Raw genomic sequence first — 18,697 nt, 5'->3', positions numbered from 1 at the left:
CTCTACTTTTAACTTCGGTTATTTATGGGAGGATTACCAACCCATCTTGTTTAGAGCTTTTAAAATGACATGATAGCCAACGCTATAACCGAATTTCTGTTCGAACAAAGGAATAAGATCTTTAGCTTGGGTAAATGGCGTTGTTTTTACAAATGCTTCAAAAGCTTGCAGGTCCAGAATCTTTGAGGGACGTCCTACATTTGGAGACTTAGGTTGTTTGAGTTGACCAGTCTGCTGTTCGATCAGGATCCAATCATCGAGCGTGGTTCTGGCAATATTAAATATTTCGCACGTCTTAGATTTATGCTTTGACTCTTTATAAAACTGCATGGCTTTTTCGCGTAAATCGACAGAATATGTTTTTGGCATGGTCTTAAAGATTAAAGTTTTTTCTATTGTAGCTCATCTTAAACTTTTAGCTATATCAGTTGTTAAGTATTTTATATCCTCAGAATCCAATTGAAAAAAATCAAAATGGTGATGAAATTACATATGATGATCTGAGTTCATGGGTTATAGGTTTATACTATAATAAAAATGGTATAAGTAGTTGTGATAACTATAAAAAATAATTTTTTGTTGGTGTATGTATTGCGTTTGCGAAGAGTTTTAGGAAGGGGAGTTGAGAGTAATGCAATTAAAAAAAATATAAATTTATAAGTGAAAATATAAACCCGCCTAAGCGGGTTCATTCAAATTGAATACATTACATATTTGGATAATTCGGACCACCCGCACCCTCAGGTGTTACCCAGGTGATATTTTGTGATGGGTCTTTAATGTCACAGGTCTTACAGTGCACACAGTTTGCAGCATTGATTTGGAAACGCTTAGAACCATCATCATTTTCCATAATTTCATAAACACCCGCAGGGCAGTAGCGCTGAGCAGGTTCATCCCATTTTGGTAAGTTTACATTCACTGGAATCGAAGGATCAGTGAGTTTTAAATGCGCAGGCTGATTTTCTTCATGCACCGTATTCGATACAAATACAGAAGACAAACGGTCAAATGTGAGCTTACCATCTGGTTTTGGATAGTTTGGTTTAAAGCTCACAGCATCAACTGTTTTTAGAGCACCAAAGTCAGTCACTAGGTCATGTAGTGTGAATGGCACTTTAAAGACATTTTGATCGATGAAGTTAAAGGCGCCGCCCATCCATTGACCAAATTTATGCATCGCAGGGCCGAAGTTACGAGAGTTATATAACTCTTCTTTCAGCCAACTGTTGTTAAATTTGTCGGTGTAAGAGGTCAGTTCTTTAACAAATAGGTCTTCACCTTCAGTCACACGGGCAACCGCAATATCACCGCCTTTTGCTACACCGGCAGCGATGGCTTCAAATACCGCTTCACCTGCCAACATACCTGACTTCATTGCAGTATGTGAGCCTTTGATTTTGGCGAAGTTGAGGAAACCTGCATCATCACCAATGAGGCAACCGCCAGGGAAGGTCAGTTTAGGAAGTGAGTTAAAACCACCCTTAACCACTGCACGCGCACCATAAGAAATACGCTTACCACCTTCAAGGAATTGCTTAATCAACGGATGTGTTTTCCAACGTTGCATTTCCATGAATGGATACATATGCGGATTTTCATACGATAAATCCACGATCATACCCAAAGTCACTTGATTATTTTCAGCGTGGTATAACCACCAACCGCCTGAAGAACCTGTTTCACTTAAAGGCCAACCTGCACCGTGCATCACCGTACCCGGTTTATGTTTTGCTGGATCGATTTCCCACAGTTCTTTAATCCCGATCCCGTAGTGCTGAGGATCTGCATCTTTATCTAAATTGAATTTAGAAATGAGACGTTTACCTAAATGACCACGGCAACCTTCAGCAAATAAGGTGTATTTGGCATGTAGTTCATACCCTGGGGTAAAGTTATGCGTTGGTTCACCATCTTTACCAATGCCCATGTCACCGGTTTGAATGCCTTTTACAGAACCATCTTCATGGTAAAGGATTTCAGAAGCGGCAAAACCAGGGAAAATCGACACTTCAAGCTCTTCTGCTTTTTGCCCCAACCAACGTACCACGTTACCCAGTGAGATCACGTAATTACCATCATTGTGCATGGTTTTCGGCACCATCCAATGCGGTGCTTCTTTAGAGGTTGTTTCAGACAGTAAGAAGAAAGTTTTATCTTCAGTTACAGGTACATTTAAAGGTGCACCTTGTTCTTTCCAATCTGGGAACAACTCATTCATGGCACGCGGTTCAAGCACAGCACCGGAGAGGATATGCGCACCGACTTCAGAGCCTTTTTCGACGACACAAACGGACAAATCGTTTAGGTTATTTTCAATTGCAAGTTGACGGATTTTAATCGCGGCTGAAAGACCGGCAGGGCCTGCGCCAACGATAACGACGTCAAATTCCATGGCTTCACGAACAATATTTTCCATAATATCAAGACCTAGATTGAGTATGTTAATTTTGTTGTTTTAAGTAGACATCAAATAAACTCAGGTCTATAAATAGACCTGAGTTTGAGTATTAGGATTTCTGTGGATCGTAGAGTTTTTCTTTGATAAAGAGTGTAGGGATGACACCACAGATAAAGTAAGCAGCCCCCATAACTAAGAAACCAAGACCAATAGAACCACCACTTGCCAAGAAACCAATGGTTGCAGGTGCAATCGCTGCACCGAGACGTCCGACGTTATATGCACCACCAATGGCTGTACCGCGAACATTGGTTGCAAAACTTTCTGTCATGTAGGTTGCATTTACGCCATATGGAATACCGTACAGGAATCCAAAAATCACCAAGAGATACAGAATGTTTTCAGGTGAGTTATAAAACACAATCAATGGAAGAAAAATCGCGGTACCCATTGCGCCGAATGCATAGGTAAAACGACGACCTAATTTGTCTGCCATATACCCGGCTAAGATTTTACCTAAAATCATGGCCGTATATGTTCCCACCATATAAGCCGTCATGGCTTTAAACTTCATACCGAGTTCACTTTCTAGGTAAGATGGCATCCAATTATTTACACCATAGTAACCAAATTGAAGGAAGCCTGCGGTCAGTGCCCAAAGGATAAACATATTACGATTAGGTTTATCTTGGAAAATCATTTTCCATGTCGATTGAGCTTTCGGTGCATTCGCTTCCACTTTTCTAAAACGGTTTTCTTGCCATGCAGCAGGTTCTGGGACGAGATAATGCATCATAATGGCCATAATTACAGGAATAGCGGCAACATAAAACAGGGCGCGCCAACCGTAATCAGGAATCAGCCAACCTGCCAATACTGTTGCAACGATATACCCAACAGTCCAACCTGCTTGAAGCGTTCCTAATACAGTGGTACGAAATTTAGTCGGTACATATTCTGCCATTAGGGTATTACAGGCAATATAGAGAGATCCTAAACCTAAAGATGCAAAAAAACGTAGAATACCGAACTCAGCAAAGGTACGGGTAAATCCTAAACCACAAGTGAGTATGGAGAACAAAAGGATAGAAATAACAACAATGCGAACACGTCCGAACTTGTCACAAGCCCATCCACCAAAGATCCCCCCAATGGCCATACCCGCTAGGGTAAAGCTACCCAGCATACCGGCTTGAACGGAGCTCAGGCCAAATTCAGCTTTAATACTATTTAAGCTATAAGACAGCATCATTAGATCTGCACCATCCACCAATAGTGCGAGGAATGCAAATATAAATGCAATTTTCCATGTGTGCGGTCCAATTCTGGACATCGTATTTGTTATTGCCATAATCCATTACCTATGAATAAAAAAAGGCTAGGTCACAAGGAGAATTGACCTAGCCAAAAGAGTTACTGCGTAACGTCGCGAATCATATTGCGCGCAATAATCACTTGTTGAATTTGTGTTGTACCTTCATATAGACGGAATAAACGGACATCACGGTAGAAGCGTTCGATCGCATACTCACTGATATAACCCGCTCCTCCATGGATTTGAACGCCACGATCAGCCACACGACCACACATTTCAGTTGCAAACATTTTTGCACATGAAGCCTCAGTACTCACATTGAGTCCTGCATCACGTTTACGTGCAGCATCGAGCACCATACATTGTGCCGCATAAATCTCAGCTTTTGAGTCTGCCAACATGCCTTGAATGAGTTGAAAGTTGGCGATTGGTTGACCAAATTGTTTGCGTTCAACCGCATAACGTAGTGAATCATCGAGCATACGGGTTGCGGCGCCCACACTGAGTGCAGCAATGTGGATACGACCTTTATCCAAGACTTTCATCGCGGTTTTAAAACCGACACCTTCAACGCCACCAATTAGTGATGAAGCAGGAATACGACAGTTATCAAAGATCACATCACAGGTGTGCGCACCTTTTTGTCCCATTTTCTTGTCACGTTTACCCAAAGAAATACCGGGTAAGCGGCTATCGACAATAAATGCGGAAATCGCCGCTGCACCTTTGAGTTCAGTATTGGTACGTGCCATCACTGTAAACACCCCAGCATGTGGTGCATTGGTAATAAAGCGTTTGGTACCATTCAGGATGTACTCATCACCATCTTTAATTGCCGTTGTTTTTAAAGATGCTGCATCTGAACCTGAATCTGGTTCAGTTAAACAGAATGAACCAATGATTTCACCGCTCGCCAATTTGGGCAGAAAGTGATGTTTTTGTTCTTCCGTACCATCAATAATTAAACCTGATGCGCCGATACCATTGTTGGTTCCTATGAGAGAGCGGAAGGCAGGAGAAGTGCGACCCAATTCGAAGGCTACATAAACTTCTTCTTCCATGGTTAAACCAAGACCCTCATATTGTTCAGGAATCGTTAATCCAAAGAGACCAAGCTCTTTCATTTGCTGAATGATGTCTTGTGGAATTTCATCTGTTTCAGCCACGATTTCTTCGTTTGGAATGAGTACACCTTCAACAAATTGACGAATCATATCCACCAGTTGATCTAGTGTTTCTTGGTCACGAACCATGTGTTTACTCCATTTATTTTTGTCAATGCGCCATTCATGAACATATGCAAAATGGTCGCAAAAGAATCAATTTGGTCGGATAGTAAATAAGAAAATAAAAAGAATCAAACTATTTTGAAAATAAATTTCGCATAGCGGTATTTAGTGTTGTGTATTTTTTATATTTAAATTATTGAATTTTAAAAATAAATATAAAATAAAAAAATATTTGTTTTTCTTTGATCTGTTTTAAAGGCGTTTACAAGTGCTCATTATGCTGTATATTAAGTTAAAAATACCGCACTGCGAAATGGAAGTGTTATGGAAAACAATTCGATTTTAACTTTAAATATTTCACAAGAGGGTGTCGCATTAGTTCAGTTACATCGACCTGAAGCACGAAATGCACTCAATCTAGAATTACGACAAAAATTGTCTGAAACGTTTCAACAACTCAGTCAAGACTCGACTGTGCGTGCCATCGTGATTACAGGCGGTGAAAAAGTATTTGCTGCAGGTGCAGACATTAAAGACTTTACTACGGCGACCACAAGCCAAATGTATTTACGCCATACTGAGCAATACTGGCAGAGCATAACTGATTGTCCAAAACCGATTATTGCGGCAGTCAATGGTTATGCACTGGGTGGTGGCTGTGAATTGGCAATGCATGCTGACATTATTATCGCAGGTGAAAGTGCCCAATTCGGTCAGCCTGAAGTGAAACTTGGCTTGATGCCAGGTGCGGGTGGAACACAACGTTTATTACGTGCAATTGGTAAATATCAAACCATGCTTTGGGTACTCACGGGTAAACTGGTAAAAGCTGCTGAGGCTGAGCGTATGGGTTTGGTCTCAGAAGTGGTGGCAGATGAAAATACCATTGCACATGCCATTAAAATTGCTCAAACCATTGCATCTTTCTCACCAATTGCGGTTCAGCAGATCAAAGAAGTGACCAATCTTGGTCAAGATCAATCTTTGCAAGGTGCTTTGGCTTTAGAGCGTAAAGCATTCCAAATATTATTTGATACCAAAGATCAAAAAGAAGGCGTGAACGCGTTCTTTGAAAAACGTCCTGCACAGTACATTGGAGAATAAGACATGACTATTCAAACTATGGCGCTCATTGGTACTGGTGTAATGGGTATGGGCATTGCGCAAATTGCAGCTCAGGCAGGTTTAGAAGTGCGTTTGTTCGATGCAAAAACTGGTGCAGCAGAAGCGGGGTTGGCTAAACTCAAAGCGACTTTAGAAAAATTACAAGCTAAAGGCAAATTTACCGAAGAAGTCCTGAATGAAATTTTGGCACGTTTCAAGATATTGGACAGTATTGAAGAAGTAGCTGGCGTTGATTTGGTGGTTGAAGCCATTATTGAAAATCTGGACATCAAGCAAAGTTTATTTAAACAACTGGAATCTATTGTTTCGCCAGAGACCATTCTGGCCACCAATACCTCATCACTTTCAGTGACCGCGATTGCTTCCAATCTCGAGTATCAAGGACGTATGGCGGGATTCCATTTCTTTAATCCTGTGCCGTTGATGAAAATTGTCGAAGTGATTGCAGGTTTGGCGACCGATGAACAGGTGGTTGCGGATCTACTCGAACTGGCACAACGTATGGGGCACTTGGGTGTTCGTACCAAAGACACGCCAGGATTCATTGTGAATCATGCCGGCCGTGCTTATGGCACTGAAGCATTGAAAATCCTCGGTGAAGGTGTGACTTCAGTTTCAGAGATCGACCGTATTCTACGTGAAGGTGCAGGTTTCCGTATGGGACCTTTTGAACTGTTTGATCTCACCGCATTGGATGTGTCACATCCAGTCATGGAGTCGATTTTTAATCAGTATTATCAAGAAGATCGTTACCGTCCAAGCGCTTTAACTCGTCAAATGTTGGCGGGTAAAAAAGTCGGACGTAAAGTGGGTGAAGGCTTTTATAAATATGTCGATGGTCAAAAGATCAATGAGGTTTCTGCTCAAGAAGTTCCAGATGTACGGACCTTTAATACAGTTTGGATAAGAACCGATCGTGCTGAAGATGCAGACTTATTGGCAGCGTATATTCGTGAGCAGGGAATCACGCTAGATCATGCTGAGACACCTGCTCAAGATAGCTTAATTGTATTGGCAACCTATGGTGAAGACACCACGACTGCCGCACTTCGTTTTGGAGTCGATGCAACACGTACAGTCAGTATCGACTTACTCACAGACTTTGCTAAACATCGGACGCTCATGCCTTCTATCGTGACCGAGAAAAATTATATTGATCAGGCACATGCGCTGTTCGCTAAAAATGGTCACGGTGTATCGGTGATTGCAGAGAGTATTGGCTTTATTTCACAGCGTGTTTTGTCCATGGTGGTGAATTTGGCATGTGATATTGCTCAACAACAAATTGCAACGGCTTCAGATATTGATCAAGCAGTAAAATTAGGTTTGGGCTATCCATATGGTCCAATTTCATGGGGAGATGTATTGGGTGCAGATCGTATTTTACTGATTTTAGAAAGAATGCTCGCCAATACGGGGGATCAACGCTATCGCCCAAGCCCATGGTTACAACGTCGTGCTCGTTTAAAGCTGTCTTTACTTCATACTGTAGCAGTTTAAGGAATAAAAATTATGCTAAATGCTTATATTTATGATGGATTACGTACCCCATTTGGTCGACATGCAGGTAGTTTAGCTCAAGTTCGTCCAGATGATTTGGCTGCCCATGTGATTAAAGCTTTGGTGGAAAAACACCAATTACCTGTCGATATCTTCAGTGATGTGATTTTAGGGAATACCAACCAAGCAGGTGAAGACAGCCGTAATATTGCTCGTCATGCAACTTTGTTGGCAGGTTTGGATGTGAAAACACCGGCACAGACTGTCAATCGTTTATGTGCTTCGGGGCTTGCAGCGGTGATTGATGCGGCACGTGCAGTGACCTGCGATGAAGGGGATATATTCTTGGCTGGTGGTGTCGAGTCGATGTCTCGTGCACCTTTTGTGTTTGCCAAGTCAGAGACGCCATTTAGTCGTGATTTTAAAGTCTTTGATTCCACCATTGGTGCACGTTTTCCCAATCCAAAAATCGAAAAACAGTTTGGTAACGATACTATGCCGCAAACTGGGGATAACGTTGCGGTGGAATATGGGGTCACTCGTGAAGATGCAGACCAATTCGCAGCAGCATCCCAAGCCAAATATGAAGCCGCTAAACAAGCCGGATTTTTCGCAGGCGAGATTGTGGGTGTTGAAGTACCACAAGGTCGTAAATTACCCCCTAAACTGGTTGATCAAGATGAACATCCACGACCATCTTCTAATTTTGAAGCCTTACAAAAACTGCGCCCATTGTTTGAAGGGGGAGTAGTCACTGCGGGCAATGCATCCGGAGTCAATGATGGTGCAGCAGCATTGATTATTGGTTCTGAAGCCGCTCAGGAAAAACTGGGCATTCAACCCATGGCGAAAATCATTGCTTCAGGGGCTGCAGGTATTGAGCCACGCATTATGGGCGCAGGGCCGGTGGATGCGATTAAATTGGCTTTAAAACGTGCCAACCTAACGTTGGATGACATGGACATCATTGAAATCAATGAAGCATTTGCTTCGCAAGTGTTGGCATGTCTAAAAGGTTTAGATGTGGCATTTGATGATCCACGCGTGAATCCAAATGGGGGTGCCATTGCTATTGGGCATCCATTGGGAGCATCGGGTGCCCGTTTGGTTCTCAGTACTGCACGACAATTACAACGTAGCGGTAAAAAATATGCCGTGATTAGTTTATGTATTGGCGTAGGTCAAGGTCTTGCACTCGTTATTGAGCGTGTTTAAAAGGAAGAACACATGGGTGCATTAACTGGAATTCGTGTATTGGACTTGAGTCGTGTACTGGCTGGTCCTTGGTGTGGTCAAATTTTAGCAGATTTGGGTGCGGAAGTCATTAAAGTAGAGCGTCCAAAAACGGGCGATGATACTCGGATGTGGGGGCCACCTTGGATGAAGAATGACCAAGGTGAAAATACACGTGAAGCGGCTTACTATCAGTCAGCGAATCGTAATAAAATGTCCGTTGCCATTGATATCTCGACACCTGAAGGTCAGGAACTGGTTAAGGCATTGGCTGCTGATTCAGATGTGGTGATTGAAAACTATAAAGCGGGTTCATTGAAGAAATACGGGTTGGATTATGATAGCCTGAGTGCAATCAATCCTAAACTGGTGTATTGCTCAATTACCGGTTTTGGTCAAACCGGTCCACGTGCCCCTGAACCAGGTTATGATTTCATTATTCAGGGGATGGGCGGGTTAATGTCTGTCACGGGTGAGAAAGATGATTTACCAGGTGGTGGACCGCAAAAAGTCGGCGTGGCTTTTGCAGACTTGACCACAGGCTTATATTCGACCATTGCCATTCAGGCGGCTTTGTTGAACCGTCATGTCACAGGTCTTGGTCAGCATATCGATATGGCATTGCTTGATGTACAGGTTGCTTTACTGGCGAACCAAGGTATGAATTATCTAGCTTCGGGTAAAATCCCAGGTCGCTATGGCAATGCCCATGCCAATATTGTGCCTTATCAAGTATTCCGTGCAGCTGATCAGGACTTTATTATTGCTTGTGGTAATGACAAACAATTTGTCGCTTTGAGTGCGGCAATTGGACTTGCACACTTAGCTCAAGACCCTCGCTTTATGACCAATGCTTTACGTATTCAACATCGTGCTGAGATCACTGATCTTTTAGCCAAGCATTTCCTGACCAATACCGCTAAACATTGGGTAGATGTGATTCATGCGGTAAAAGTGCCTGTGGGTTTGATCAATAATCTAGAGCAAGCTTTTCAAGAACCACAGCTACAAGCGCGTGACATGTTGGTGGAGATTCCTCATCCTTTGAAAGAAAAGCTGACCGTGATTGGCTCACCCATGAAGTTGTCCCGTACACCGGTCGAATATCGAAACCCGCCACCAATGCTGGGTGAACATACCGACCAAGTATTGTCACAATGGGTGGATGAAGAAAAAATTCAGCAACTCAAACAACAAGGGATTATTGGTTAATATGTGCTTGGGCAATTCAAGATTGCCCATTTAAAATTGAATAAGAAAAACAATAGATTATTCAATTGGCATCCGCCGTAGTGATGGAGGGTACACGGCTTTGCTATTCATAGAAAATATAGACTATAATTTTCGCTATGCGAAACATAAATACAATTTAGGCTGAATCAGAGATGAATGACACGACCACTCTGGAGTATCAAGACGAAATGATGGCTCCGCTTCGGCATGAATTATTGCATCCCATAGAGGACATGCTTGAAGAAAATGACCGTCAATATATTACAGCTTTGGCGCGGGGATTAGAGTTATTACGCTGCTTTACACCCAAACATCAACAATTAGGCAACCAAGAGTTATCGCAAATGACCGGTTTACCCAAACCGACCATTACTCGACTCACACATACTTTGTCGCGTTTGGGCTATTTGAAGCAAGTGCCCAATTCAAGTAAATATCAATTGTCGGTTGGGGTATTGGCGTTTGGATATTCAATGATTGCCAATGTATCGTTACGTTCGATTGCACATCCGCATATGCAAAACTTAGCAGACTATGCACAGGCGGCTGTGGCAATGGCGAGTCGAGATCGTCTGAATATGGTGTATTTGGATGTAGTACAAGGCAAAGGCAATGTGACCATGCGTCGGCAGGTCGGAACCTATTTACCGATTCACTTAAGTTCAATGGGGCGTGCGTGTCTTGCGGCTATGCCAGTGGATGAACGTGAATTTTTGATGCGTGCCATTCAGCAGAAAAATCCTGAAGATTGGGAGCAAATAAAGGCATCTTTAGATCAAGCTTTTCGTGACTACGCACAATATGGTTGCTGTTTTTCAATGGGCGATTGGCATAAAGATGTCAATTCTGTTGCTGTGCCATATTTCCATGATCAACATGGTTTATTGGTGTTTAACTGTGGTGGTCCAAGTTTTGTGTTAAATCAAGACAAGCTACAGCAGGAGATTGCACCTCGTTTATTGCATATGGTGAACAATATTCGCAGTGATGTAGGCTAAACCCACTTTTGCTGATTCAGTTCATCGAGAGAAAAACATAAAAGAGAGTGGCAGAGCACTCTCTTTTTTATGCTTGGATAAAGTCGAACACAGCACGGTTAAAGGCTTGAGCTTGCTCAATATTGGAAATATGCGAAGCTTCTATTTGAAACAACTGGCTGTGGGGAATCACATTTTGCATGGCTTGTCCATCTGCAACTGTGGTGATAGGGTCTTGCTGACCTGTAATAATCAGCACAGGCACAGTGATTTTTTTTAAGTCTGATCTTAAATCGGCCTTGGCCAAAGCTTCACAACAACTGGCATAACCTTCAGCACTTCCTTTGGCTAAATTTTCACTGAGTTGTTTAACTGTTTCTGCATGTGCTTCAATAAAACCTGCCGTAAACCAACGAGCAGCCGCAGTGTCTGCGATCGGTTGCAAACCTTGTTTACGGACTAATTGTGCACGATCAAGCCAAGCCTGTTCTTGTCCAATTTTCGCTGCGGTATTGGCAATGATGATATGTTTAAAACGATCTGGATGATGAATTGCAAGCCATTGACCCGTCAGCCCGCCCATTGAAATGCCACAAAAATTGGCTTTTTCTACATGCAGGTGATCAAGTAAGGCAATGATGTCTTCACCCAATTGCGCGAGCGTATATGGACCTTGTGGTGTAGAGGATTTGCCATGTCCACGGGTGTCATAACACACCACATAATAATGATCTTGAAAAAAGTCAATTTGTGGCTGCCACATACTGTACTGCGTACCCAGAGAATTGGAAAAAATAATGGCAGGACGAGTAGGATCTCCAAAGGTGTGGTAATGAATTTGAGCTTGGTTTGAAGTAATAGTTGGCATGATACTGTCCTTATTGATCAATCAGTGAATATCGGTGAGTAGATAGAATTAAGACAAGTAATTAGGTCGCATCAATCAATTTGGCACCTGTTTTGGCTTGGAGTTCCTCAAAACTTAAACCTTGTACTTTCTCAATCACTTTCATTCCATCTTTTGTCACATCAATCACACAAAGATCGGTATAGATTCGATCGACACATTTCAAACCTGTTGCAGGGTAACTTAAATCCTCCACAATTTTAGCTTTACCATTTTTAGTCACATGATCCATGGTCACATAGACTTTTTTTGCTCCAACGGCTAAATCCATTGCACCTCCTACGGCTGGAATCGCATCCGGCGTGCCAGTATGCCAGTTGGCAAGGTCACCATTTTGTGCCACTTGGAATGCACCTAAGACAGCGATATCTAAATGACCACCACGCATCATGGCAAATGAATCACCGTGATGGAAATACGCACCGCCTGCTAATAACGTGACAAATTCTTTACCTGCATTAATCAGTTCAGGATCACGGTCTTCTTCCGCCGGTGGTGGACCAAAGGCAAGCAAGCCATTTTCAGAATGTAAAAATACATCTTTATCTGCTGGCAAATAGCTTGAAATTTTGGTGGGTAAACCAATGCCAAGATTGACATAAGCACCATCAGGAATATCTTGTGCAACACGTTCTGCAATTTGGTCACGGGTTAGTTTGGTATAGCTCATTTCTCTTCTCCTTATCCGTGATTACTGTGCAGGTTGGACTTGCACAACATGTTGTACAAAAATGCCGGGTGTAATGATGTGCTCTGGATCTAAAGCACCGAGTTCAACCACTTTGGATACTTGGGCAATGGTCACATCTGCCGCCATCGCCATAATCGGACCAAAGTTACGTGCAGATTTTCGATAGACCAAATTTCCCCAACGGTCGCCTTGATGCGCTTTGATCAGTGCGAAATCTGCTTTGATAGGGTTTTCAAGGACATAGTCTTTGCCGTCGTAATTTAAGGTTGGTTTACCTTCAGCCAGAAGTGTCCCAAAACCTGTAGGTGTATAGATCGGGCCAAGCCCCATGCCTGCAGCTTGAATACGACAAGCTAGGTTACCCTGAGGGACAAGTTCCAATTCAATTTTTCCTGCACGGTAAAGCTCATCAAACACATAACAGTCTGACTGACGCGGAAAAGAACAAATAATTTTTCGCACCGCCCCTGATTTGAGCAGTTTAGCGAGACCATAATCACCATTGCCGGCATTATTGTTTACAATTACCAAATCCTTGACACCGAACTCAATTAAACCATCAATGAGTTCTGCGGGTTGACCTGCGGTGCCAAAACCACCAATCATAATGGTGGCGCCGTCTTTGATCTGTGTGAGGGCTTGTTGTAATGAAGCGGTAGTTTTATCAATCATAATATCTGACCTGATGTAATTCGTTGTTCAATGTGGGTTATGAGTTTTTTGCTTTTGCAATTCTGGATGATGAAGCTGAATTCGGTGTTGTGGATGATGTTTTTGTTGTTGCTGCAGTTATAGATGCAGACTCAGTTTGAGGTTGCGGTATCACTTGATCGGGCTTCTTGCTCAAAATCAAATGTGCAATCACGCCAATACAGATGCCCCAAAATACCGAACTTAATCCTAAAAAACTCATACCTGATGCTGTGGCCAAGAAAGTAATCAACGCCGCATCTCGGTGTTCATCATTTTTCATCGCTGCAGTAATGTTGGTGCCAATGGCGCCTAATAATGCAAGACCGGCTAAGGCAGCCACCAACTCTTTCGGCAGTAAGCTAAACAGCATCACGATACTGCCTGCAAATAGCCCGCCTAAAATATAAAAAATGCCATTGGCAATCCCAGCGATATAGCGTTTTTCTTTGAATTCATGGGCATCTTTCCCCATACATAAAGCCGCAGTAATAGAGGCCAAAACAATCGTAATCCCTCCAATACAGGCCACAGCGAGTGAAGCTAAACTGGTGGCAGTAATGATCGGTCTGGCAGGTGTGTCATAACCGCTTAAGCGCATAATCGCCATGCCGGGTAAAAATTGTCCCGTTAGACTGACGAGAATTAAAGGAATTGTGAGGTTTAAGGTGGCATTCCATGTCCATTCAGGTGAAATAAACTGCGGAATCGCGAGGCTAAAATGGACATCGACAGGGTTCATTTTACCCATGATTAAACTGAGTGCTGTACCTGCAACCAAGACCCAAATCATGGCATATCTGGGATTAATACGTTTTGCAATGAGAAATACCATCAGCATGCTAAAAACGATAATGGGCATCGAATCTGTTGCAGTAAAAAGACCCAAACCAAATTGAAATAAAATGCCTGCCATCATCCCTGCGGCAACATCTTGAGGAATCCATTTGAGTAATTTGTCAAAATATCCCGTAATCCCCACGATGAAAATTACAATGGCTGAAGCAATATAGGCGCCAATCGCTTCATTCAAGCTAATATTGGGAAACAAGGTCACTAATAGTGCAGTGCCAGGTGCCGACCATGCAGTAATGATTGGGACTTTGAATTTGATCGAAAGGAAAATGCCCGCGATGGCAGCACCAATCGAGATGGCCCAGATCCATGACACCATCATGGCATTCGACACTTGGGCCTTTTGTGCGGCTTGGAAAAAAATGATCAACGGTCCTGAATACGAGATCAGTACAGCTAAAAATCCAGCCACCGTTGCCGAAATTGACCAATCTTCTTTAAGTGTCTTCAATACTGTTGTCATCTTGGTTTGCCTCCATGCAACTCAACCATCCTATCGATTTTGATCATTCCATTTTATTTTTCGTTATGTTCGATGCAGTACATTAACATTGCTGTGAATATGTCATGCATATTCAATTTATCTTTTCATGGATCAAATACCGAATACTTTGTCGTCTTGATCTGATCCATGGGTCAAAGTGTCTTGGCCTTTCATTTAACCTTGATCACCACCACCGACAGGCAGAACTGTGCCCGTCACGTAAGAAGCTTCGTCCGAGGCTAAAAACAAAATGGCATTGACTTGCTCTTGGATACTGCCATAACGATGCATAAAACTACGATCAATGGTTTGATCCACCACGTCTTGCATCCAATCTTTTTCCTGTTGCGTTAAAGGTGTGCTATTGCGTGGAATTTTACGAGGTGGTGCATCGGTTCCACCTGTAGCGACCGCATTGACTCGAATCCCATCTTTGGCATGGGCAAAGGCCAAAGATTTAGTCATGCTGTTGACCCCACCTTTGGATGCAGAATAGGGAATACGATGAATGCCACACGTCGCAATGGAAGAGACATTGACGATGACGCCGTGCTGTTGTTCGATCATGTATGGCAGAACCGCACGGCATCCCCACAGGGTTGGAAATAAAGAACGACTCACTTCTTTGATGATTTCTTGTTCACTGAATTCAACAAAGGGTTTCATCCAAATAGCTCCGCCGACATTATTAATTAAAATATCAACACGGCCATATAATTCCAGCGCTTTTGCGACCACAGCTTCAGCACCTGCATAACTTTCCATATCTGCAATAATCGGTGTCGCTTGACCTTGAGTCACTTGAATTTCTTGATGCACATCTTCAAGCAAGGGAGAGATATCCGCCATGACTAAAAGTGCACCTTCAGCAGCAAGCTGGATCGCAACGCCACGTCCAATGCCTTGCGCAGCACCCGTTACAATCACGACTTTATCTTTAAATCTTTGACATTCATTCATGAAGAGCATTCCCTGAAGTAAATAAGTATGTTTTCAATCCTTAATTGGCAGAGAACTTTTCAAATAAGAAGCTTGCAGGTTGAATGCCTTCAGTATCTAACCACCCACGCACGGCTTCCACCATAGGAACAGGGCCACAGAGATAAATGTCGACATCACCTGAATTCAACCAGTTGTTGTCAACATGCCCTGTGACATAGCCTTTACGTTCATGAGCAGAGTCTTCATGGGCAACCACAGTTCGATATTCAAACCAGTCCAACTTGTTCTGCAATTCATTGAGTTTTTCGATCGCAACAAGATCAAAGTCATTGGTCACACCAAAAACCAAACGCACAGGGTGTTCTGAACCTTTTTCTTCAAGGACGTGTAACATGGACATAAATGGCGCGATGCCTGTTCCACCTGCCAGCATCAATATAGGGCGTGTGACAGGACGGAGGTAGAAACTTCCAAATGGACCTGCAAAGGTCATTTTGTCACCCACTTTGGCTTGAGCACTTAAATAATCACTCATTTTGCCATTAGGCACATTACGTACTACAAAACCCGTCAAACGATTACCCGGCTTTGAACTAAATGAATATGAACGTGTTTCAGTTGTCCCCGGAATTCCGACATTGACATACTGACCTGCGAGAAAATGAATTTCAGGTTGGTCATCATCAAGTTGAATATCAAAAGTGATGGTTGAGTCAGATAAATTCTCTACACGCGTCAGGGTGCCTTGAAACTGATGAATTTGTGTTTTGCACACTTCGGAGGATGCTTGAATCTGGAAGACGGCATCTGCGGTTGGACGACATTGACAGGCCAAGATATAACCTTGTTCAGCTTCTTCAGGTGTTAATGCATCTTCAATATAATTTTCTTCAGGCATATCGAAGCTGCCGGATTCACAAAATGCACGACAGGTTCCGCACGCACCATCACGGCAATCCAAGGGAATATTAATTTTTTGACGGTATGCAGCGTCTGACAAGGTTTCACCTTCAGCAACACTGATAAAGCGTGTAACACCGTCTTCAAACTGAAGGGCAACATTTAAATTAGACATAGCGAGCATCCTTTAACGTATTGATTGACTTCAGCCAAACCCAATCATGGGTATTCCATTTGGCTGAAGTTTTACAGTCTTTTTTTATTTATGCTTGATTAGAGGTGGTATATATCAATGACTTGATTGATATAATCATTTTTAAGCACCACATATTTATTTAAAATTTTGAATTGTTCACCTGAACAATCAATCACGTATTTCGACGTACCGAAGTAGCTATAGGTGGTTTTATAGCGAAAACTTAAGGTGTGCCAGTTAAAACGAACGGTAATCTGATCACCATTTTGTTCAATGATTTCAACATTACTGATGTTATGACTGGTTCGGGTATCGGGCATCGTGGCAGAGGAGCGCTCTGTCTTGATACGGAATACACGGTCTTCTAAACCTTGACGGTCTGGATAATAGATCAATGAAATCTCAGATTCAGGGTCTTGAGTCAGTCGATCGTCATCATCCCAAGCAGGCATCCAAAACTCTGCACTTGGGGCATAGCATTGAAGCCAGTCATCCCATTGTTCATCATCTAAAAAGCGTGCTTCTTGATACAGAAATTGAGCAACTTTGTCGATGGAGATGCTATTAATTTGAGTAGCGGCATTCATGCGACTTCTCCTTCTGCATATTGCTGATTGACCAATTCTTTTTCAGCTTGAATGGCTTTCTTCATTTGCTTCAACCAGTACTGATGCTGTGCCAAATATAGCCCTTCATCTTCCGTTTTTACACAGGACAAAATCGGTTTCAGGTTGATTTCATTGGCAGCGTCATCAGGGCCTTGAATCCAATGTTTTGCACCACGGCACATATCATTCCATTCAAGTTCAATGCCGGCATAACCGGATTGGCAGGCACGGAATTCTTCTAAGTCATCCGGCGTTGCCATACCTGAAGCGTTAAAGAAATCTTCATACTGACGAATACGGCGGGTACGTGCTTCTTTGTCTTCGCCCACAGGCGCGATACAGTAAATCGTGACTTCAGTTTTATTGACTGAGATTGGGCGTAACACTCGAATTTGTGAACCGAATTGATCCATAAAATACACATTCGGATAGAGACACAAATTACGTGAGCGTTCGATCATCCATTTCGACATCGCAGCGCCAAACTTTTCAGTATATTCATCCGCTTTAGGGAAGTTTGGACGGTCTTCGGGGTTGGCCCACTGGGTCCATAGCAACATATGACCATTTTCAAAGCCATATGAACCACCGCCTTGTTTGCCCCAAGCGCCTGCGCTCATGGCACGAATATTATCTGCTGCTTGTTTTTCTTTACGTTGTTGCGTGGTGGCAGCGTAGTTCCAATGTACAGCTGACACATGATAACCATCGGCACCATTTTCAGCGGTCAGTTTCCAGTTGCCTTCATAGGTATAGCTTGAAGAACCACGCAGTACTTCTAAGCCTTGATCAGACTGACCTACGATCATGTCGATAATTTTGGTGGTTTCACCTAAGAATTCTTCAAGGCTCGGTACATCTGGATTCAAACTACCAAATAAGAAACCTTTGTAGCTTTCAAATCGCGCGACTTTTTTTAAGTCGTGTGAACCGTCTTGGTTAAAGCAGTCTGAGTAGCCTGCATCCGCAGGATCTTTGACTTTAAGTAGTTTGCCTGAATTGTTAAATGTCCAACCGTGGAAAGGGCAGGTATATGTGGCTTTGTTCCCTTTTTTATGACGACACAGTTGTGCGCCACGGTGTGAGCAGGCATTGATCATGGCATTCAGTTCACCGTTGCGGTTACGTGCAATGATGATCGGCTGACGGCCCATATAGGTGGTATAAAAATCATTATTGTTTGGAATTTGGCTTTCATGTGCCAAATAGACCCAGTTGCCTTCAAAGATGTATTTCATTTCTAAATCAAAGAGGGCTTGATCTGTGAATACCGAACGATGAAGCTTAAATTCACCTGTTTCAAAATTATCAACGAGTAATTCATCTATACGATCGAGGTGGCTCGTATTAATCACGGGAATACGTGGCATATCCGTTCTCCGACTTTCCAAATGTGTGGAAGTCACCGAAA

General features: G+C 42.8%; 17 protein-coding genes. 5 read left to right on the top strand and 12 right to left on the bottom strand.

Translation table 11 applies throughout. The features are described 5' to 3' along the window. Positions 1-33 precede the first annotated feature (33 nt). From G8D99_RS08540 to G8D99_RS08525, 4 genes are all read right to left on the bottom strand, one after another. A complete protein-coding gene (locus G8D99_RS08540; RefSeq protein ID WP_166324497.1) occupies positions 34-369 on the bottom strand; it encodes an IS630 transposase-related protein in 336 nt (111 codons plus the stop codon). A 337-nt stretch (positions 370-706) separates the two neighbouring features. Next, positions 707-2,419 carry an electron transfer flavoprotein-ubiquinone oxidoreductase gene (locus tag G8D99_RS08535; RefSeq protein WP_166324494.1) on the bottom strand — a complete coding sequence of 571 codons (1,713 nt, stop codon included), beginning with the start codon at positions 2,417-2,419 and terminating at the stop codon, positions 707-709. Positions 2,420-2,510: 91 nt separating this feature from the next. Continuing rightward, a complete protein-coding gene (locus G8D99_RS08530; protein WP_166324491.1) occupies positions 2,511-3,752 on the bottom strand; it encodes an MFS transporter in 1,242 nt (413 codons plus the stop codon). A gap of 62 nt (positions 3,753-3,814) precedes the next feature. Beyond that, a complete protein-coding gene (locus G8D99_RS08525; RefSeq protein ID WP_166324488.1) occupies positions 3,815-4,969 on the bottom strand; it encodes an acyl-CoA dehydrogenase family protein in 1,155 nt (384 codons plus the stop codon). 300 nt (positions 4,970-5,269) lie between these two features. On the opposite strand from G8D99_RS08525, the gene G8D99_RS08520 reads away from it, so the two are divergent. The 5 genes from G8D99_RS08520 to G8D99_RS08500 all read left to right on the top strand — a co-directional run bounded on the left by G8D99_RS08520 (position 5,270) and on the right by G8D99_RS08500 (position 11,034). Beyond that, positions 5,270-6,049 carry an enoyl-CoA hydratase gene (locus G8D99_RS08520; RefSeq protein WP_166324485.1) on the top strand — a complete coding sequence of 260 codons (780 nt, stop codon included), beginning with the start codon at positions 5,270-5,272 and terminating at the stop codon, positions 6,047-6,049. A gap of 3 nt (positions 6,050-6,052) precedes the next feature. Further along, positions 6,053-7,570, top strand: a complete 1,518-nt coding sequence (locus G8D99_RS08515; protein ID WP_166324482.1) for a 3-hydroxyacyl-CoA dehydrogenase — start codon at positions 6,053-6,055, stop codon at positions 7,568-7,570. 12 nt (positions 7,571-7,582) lie between these two features. Then, positions 7,583-8,785 (top strand): 3-oxoadipyl-CoA thiolase, encoded by a 1,203-nt coding sequence (locus G8D99_RS08510; RefSeq protein ID WP_166324479.1) that lies wholly within the window; start codon positions 7,583-7,585, stop codon positions 8,783-8,785. Positions 8,786-8,797: 12 nt separating this feature from the next. Further along, the gene (locus tag G8D99_RS08505; RefSeq protein WP_166324476.1) at positions 8,798-10,015 is read left to right on the top strand and encodes a CaiB/BaiF CoA transferase family protein; all 1,218 of its coding nucleotides are present in this window, start codon (positions 8,798-8,800) and stop codon (positions 10,013-10,015) included. A 173-nt stretch (positions 10,016-10,188) separates the two neighbouring features. Then, entirely contained in the window at positions 10,189-11,034 is an 846-nt protein-coding gene (locus G8D99_RS08500; RefSeq protein WP_166324473.1) for an IclR family transcriptional regulator, read from the top strand. 67 nt (positions 11,035-11,101) lie between these two features. Here G8D99_RS08500 and pcaD read toward each other — a convergent pair whose 3' ends face one another. From pcaD to benA, 8 genes are all read right to left on the bottom strand, one after another. After that, positions 11,102-11,881, bottom strand: a complete 780-nt coding sequence (gene pcaD, locus G8D99_RS08495; RefSeq protein ID WP_166324470.1) for a 3-oxoadipate enol-lactonase — start codon at positions 11,879-11,881, stop codon at positions 11,102-11,104. Positions 11,882-11,942: 61 nt separating this feature from the next. Further along, positions 11,943-12,590 carry a 3-oxoacid CoA-transferase subunit B gene (locus G8D99_RS08490; RefSeq protein WP_166324467.1) on the bottom strand — a complete coding sequence of 216 codons (648 nt, stop codon included), beginning with the start codon at positions 12,588-12,590 and terminating at the stop codon, positions 11,943-11,945. 21 nt (positions 12,591-12,611) lie between these two features. Then, positions 12,612-13,283: a 3-oxoacid CoA-transferase subunit A gene (locus G8D99_RS08485; protein ID WP_166324464.1), complete on the bottom strand. Its 672-nt coding sequence runs from the start codon at positions 13,281-13,283 to the stop codon at positions 12,612-12,614. Positions 13,284-13,320: 37 nt separating this feature from the next. Then, on the bottom strand, positions 13,321-14,619 hold the full coding sequence (gene benE, locus G8D99_RS08480) for a benzoate/H(+) symporter BenE (RefSeq protein ID WP_166324461.1): 1,299 nt from the start codon (positions 14,617-14,619) through the stop codon (positions 13,321-13,323). Positions 14,620-14,814: 195 nt separating this feature from the next. After that, on the bottom strand, positions 14,815-15,600 hold the full coding sequence (benD, locus tag G8D99_RS08475; RefSeq protein WP_166324458.1) for a benzoate diol dehydrogenase BenD: 786 nt from the start codon (positions 15,598-15,600) through the stop codon (positions 14,815-14,817). A 40-nt stretch (positions 15,601-15,640) separates the two neighbouring features. Further along, positions 15,641-16,657 carry a benzoate 1,2-dioxygenase electron transfer component BenC gene (gene benC, locus G8D99_RS08470; protein ID WP_166324455.1) on the bottom strand — a complete coding sequence of 339 codons (1,017 nt, stop codon included), beginning with the start codon at positions 16,655-16,657 and terminating at the stop codon, positions 15,641-15,643. 98 nt (positions 16,658-16,755) lie between these two features. Then, positions 16,756-17,265, bottom strand: a complete 510-nt coding sequence (gene benB / locus G8D99_RS08465; RefSeq protein WP_166324452.1) for a benzoate 1,2-dioxygenase small subunit — start codon at positions 17,263-17,265, stop codon at positions 16,756-16,758. After that, positions 17,262-18,656, bottom strand: a complete 1,395-nt coding sequence (benA, locus tag G8D99_RS08460; protein ID WP_166324449.1) for a benzoate 1,2-dioxygenase large subunit — start codon at positions 18,654-18,656, stop codon at positions 17,262-17,264. Before benA ends, benB begins: the two co-directional genes overlap by 4 nt. Positions 18,657-18,697: the final 41 nt, after the last annotated feature.

This window comes from Acinetobacter lanii (assembly GCF_011578285.1).
GTDB classification, from domain to species: domain Bacteria; phylum Pseudomonadota; class Gammaproteobacteria; order Pseudomonadales; family Moraxellaceae; genus Acinetobacter; species Acinetobacter lanii.
Note: the sequence above shows the minus strand (reverse complement) of the source record. Positions and strands in the feature narration are given on the sequence as shown.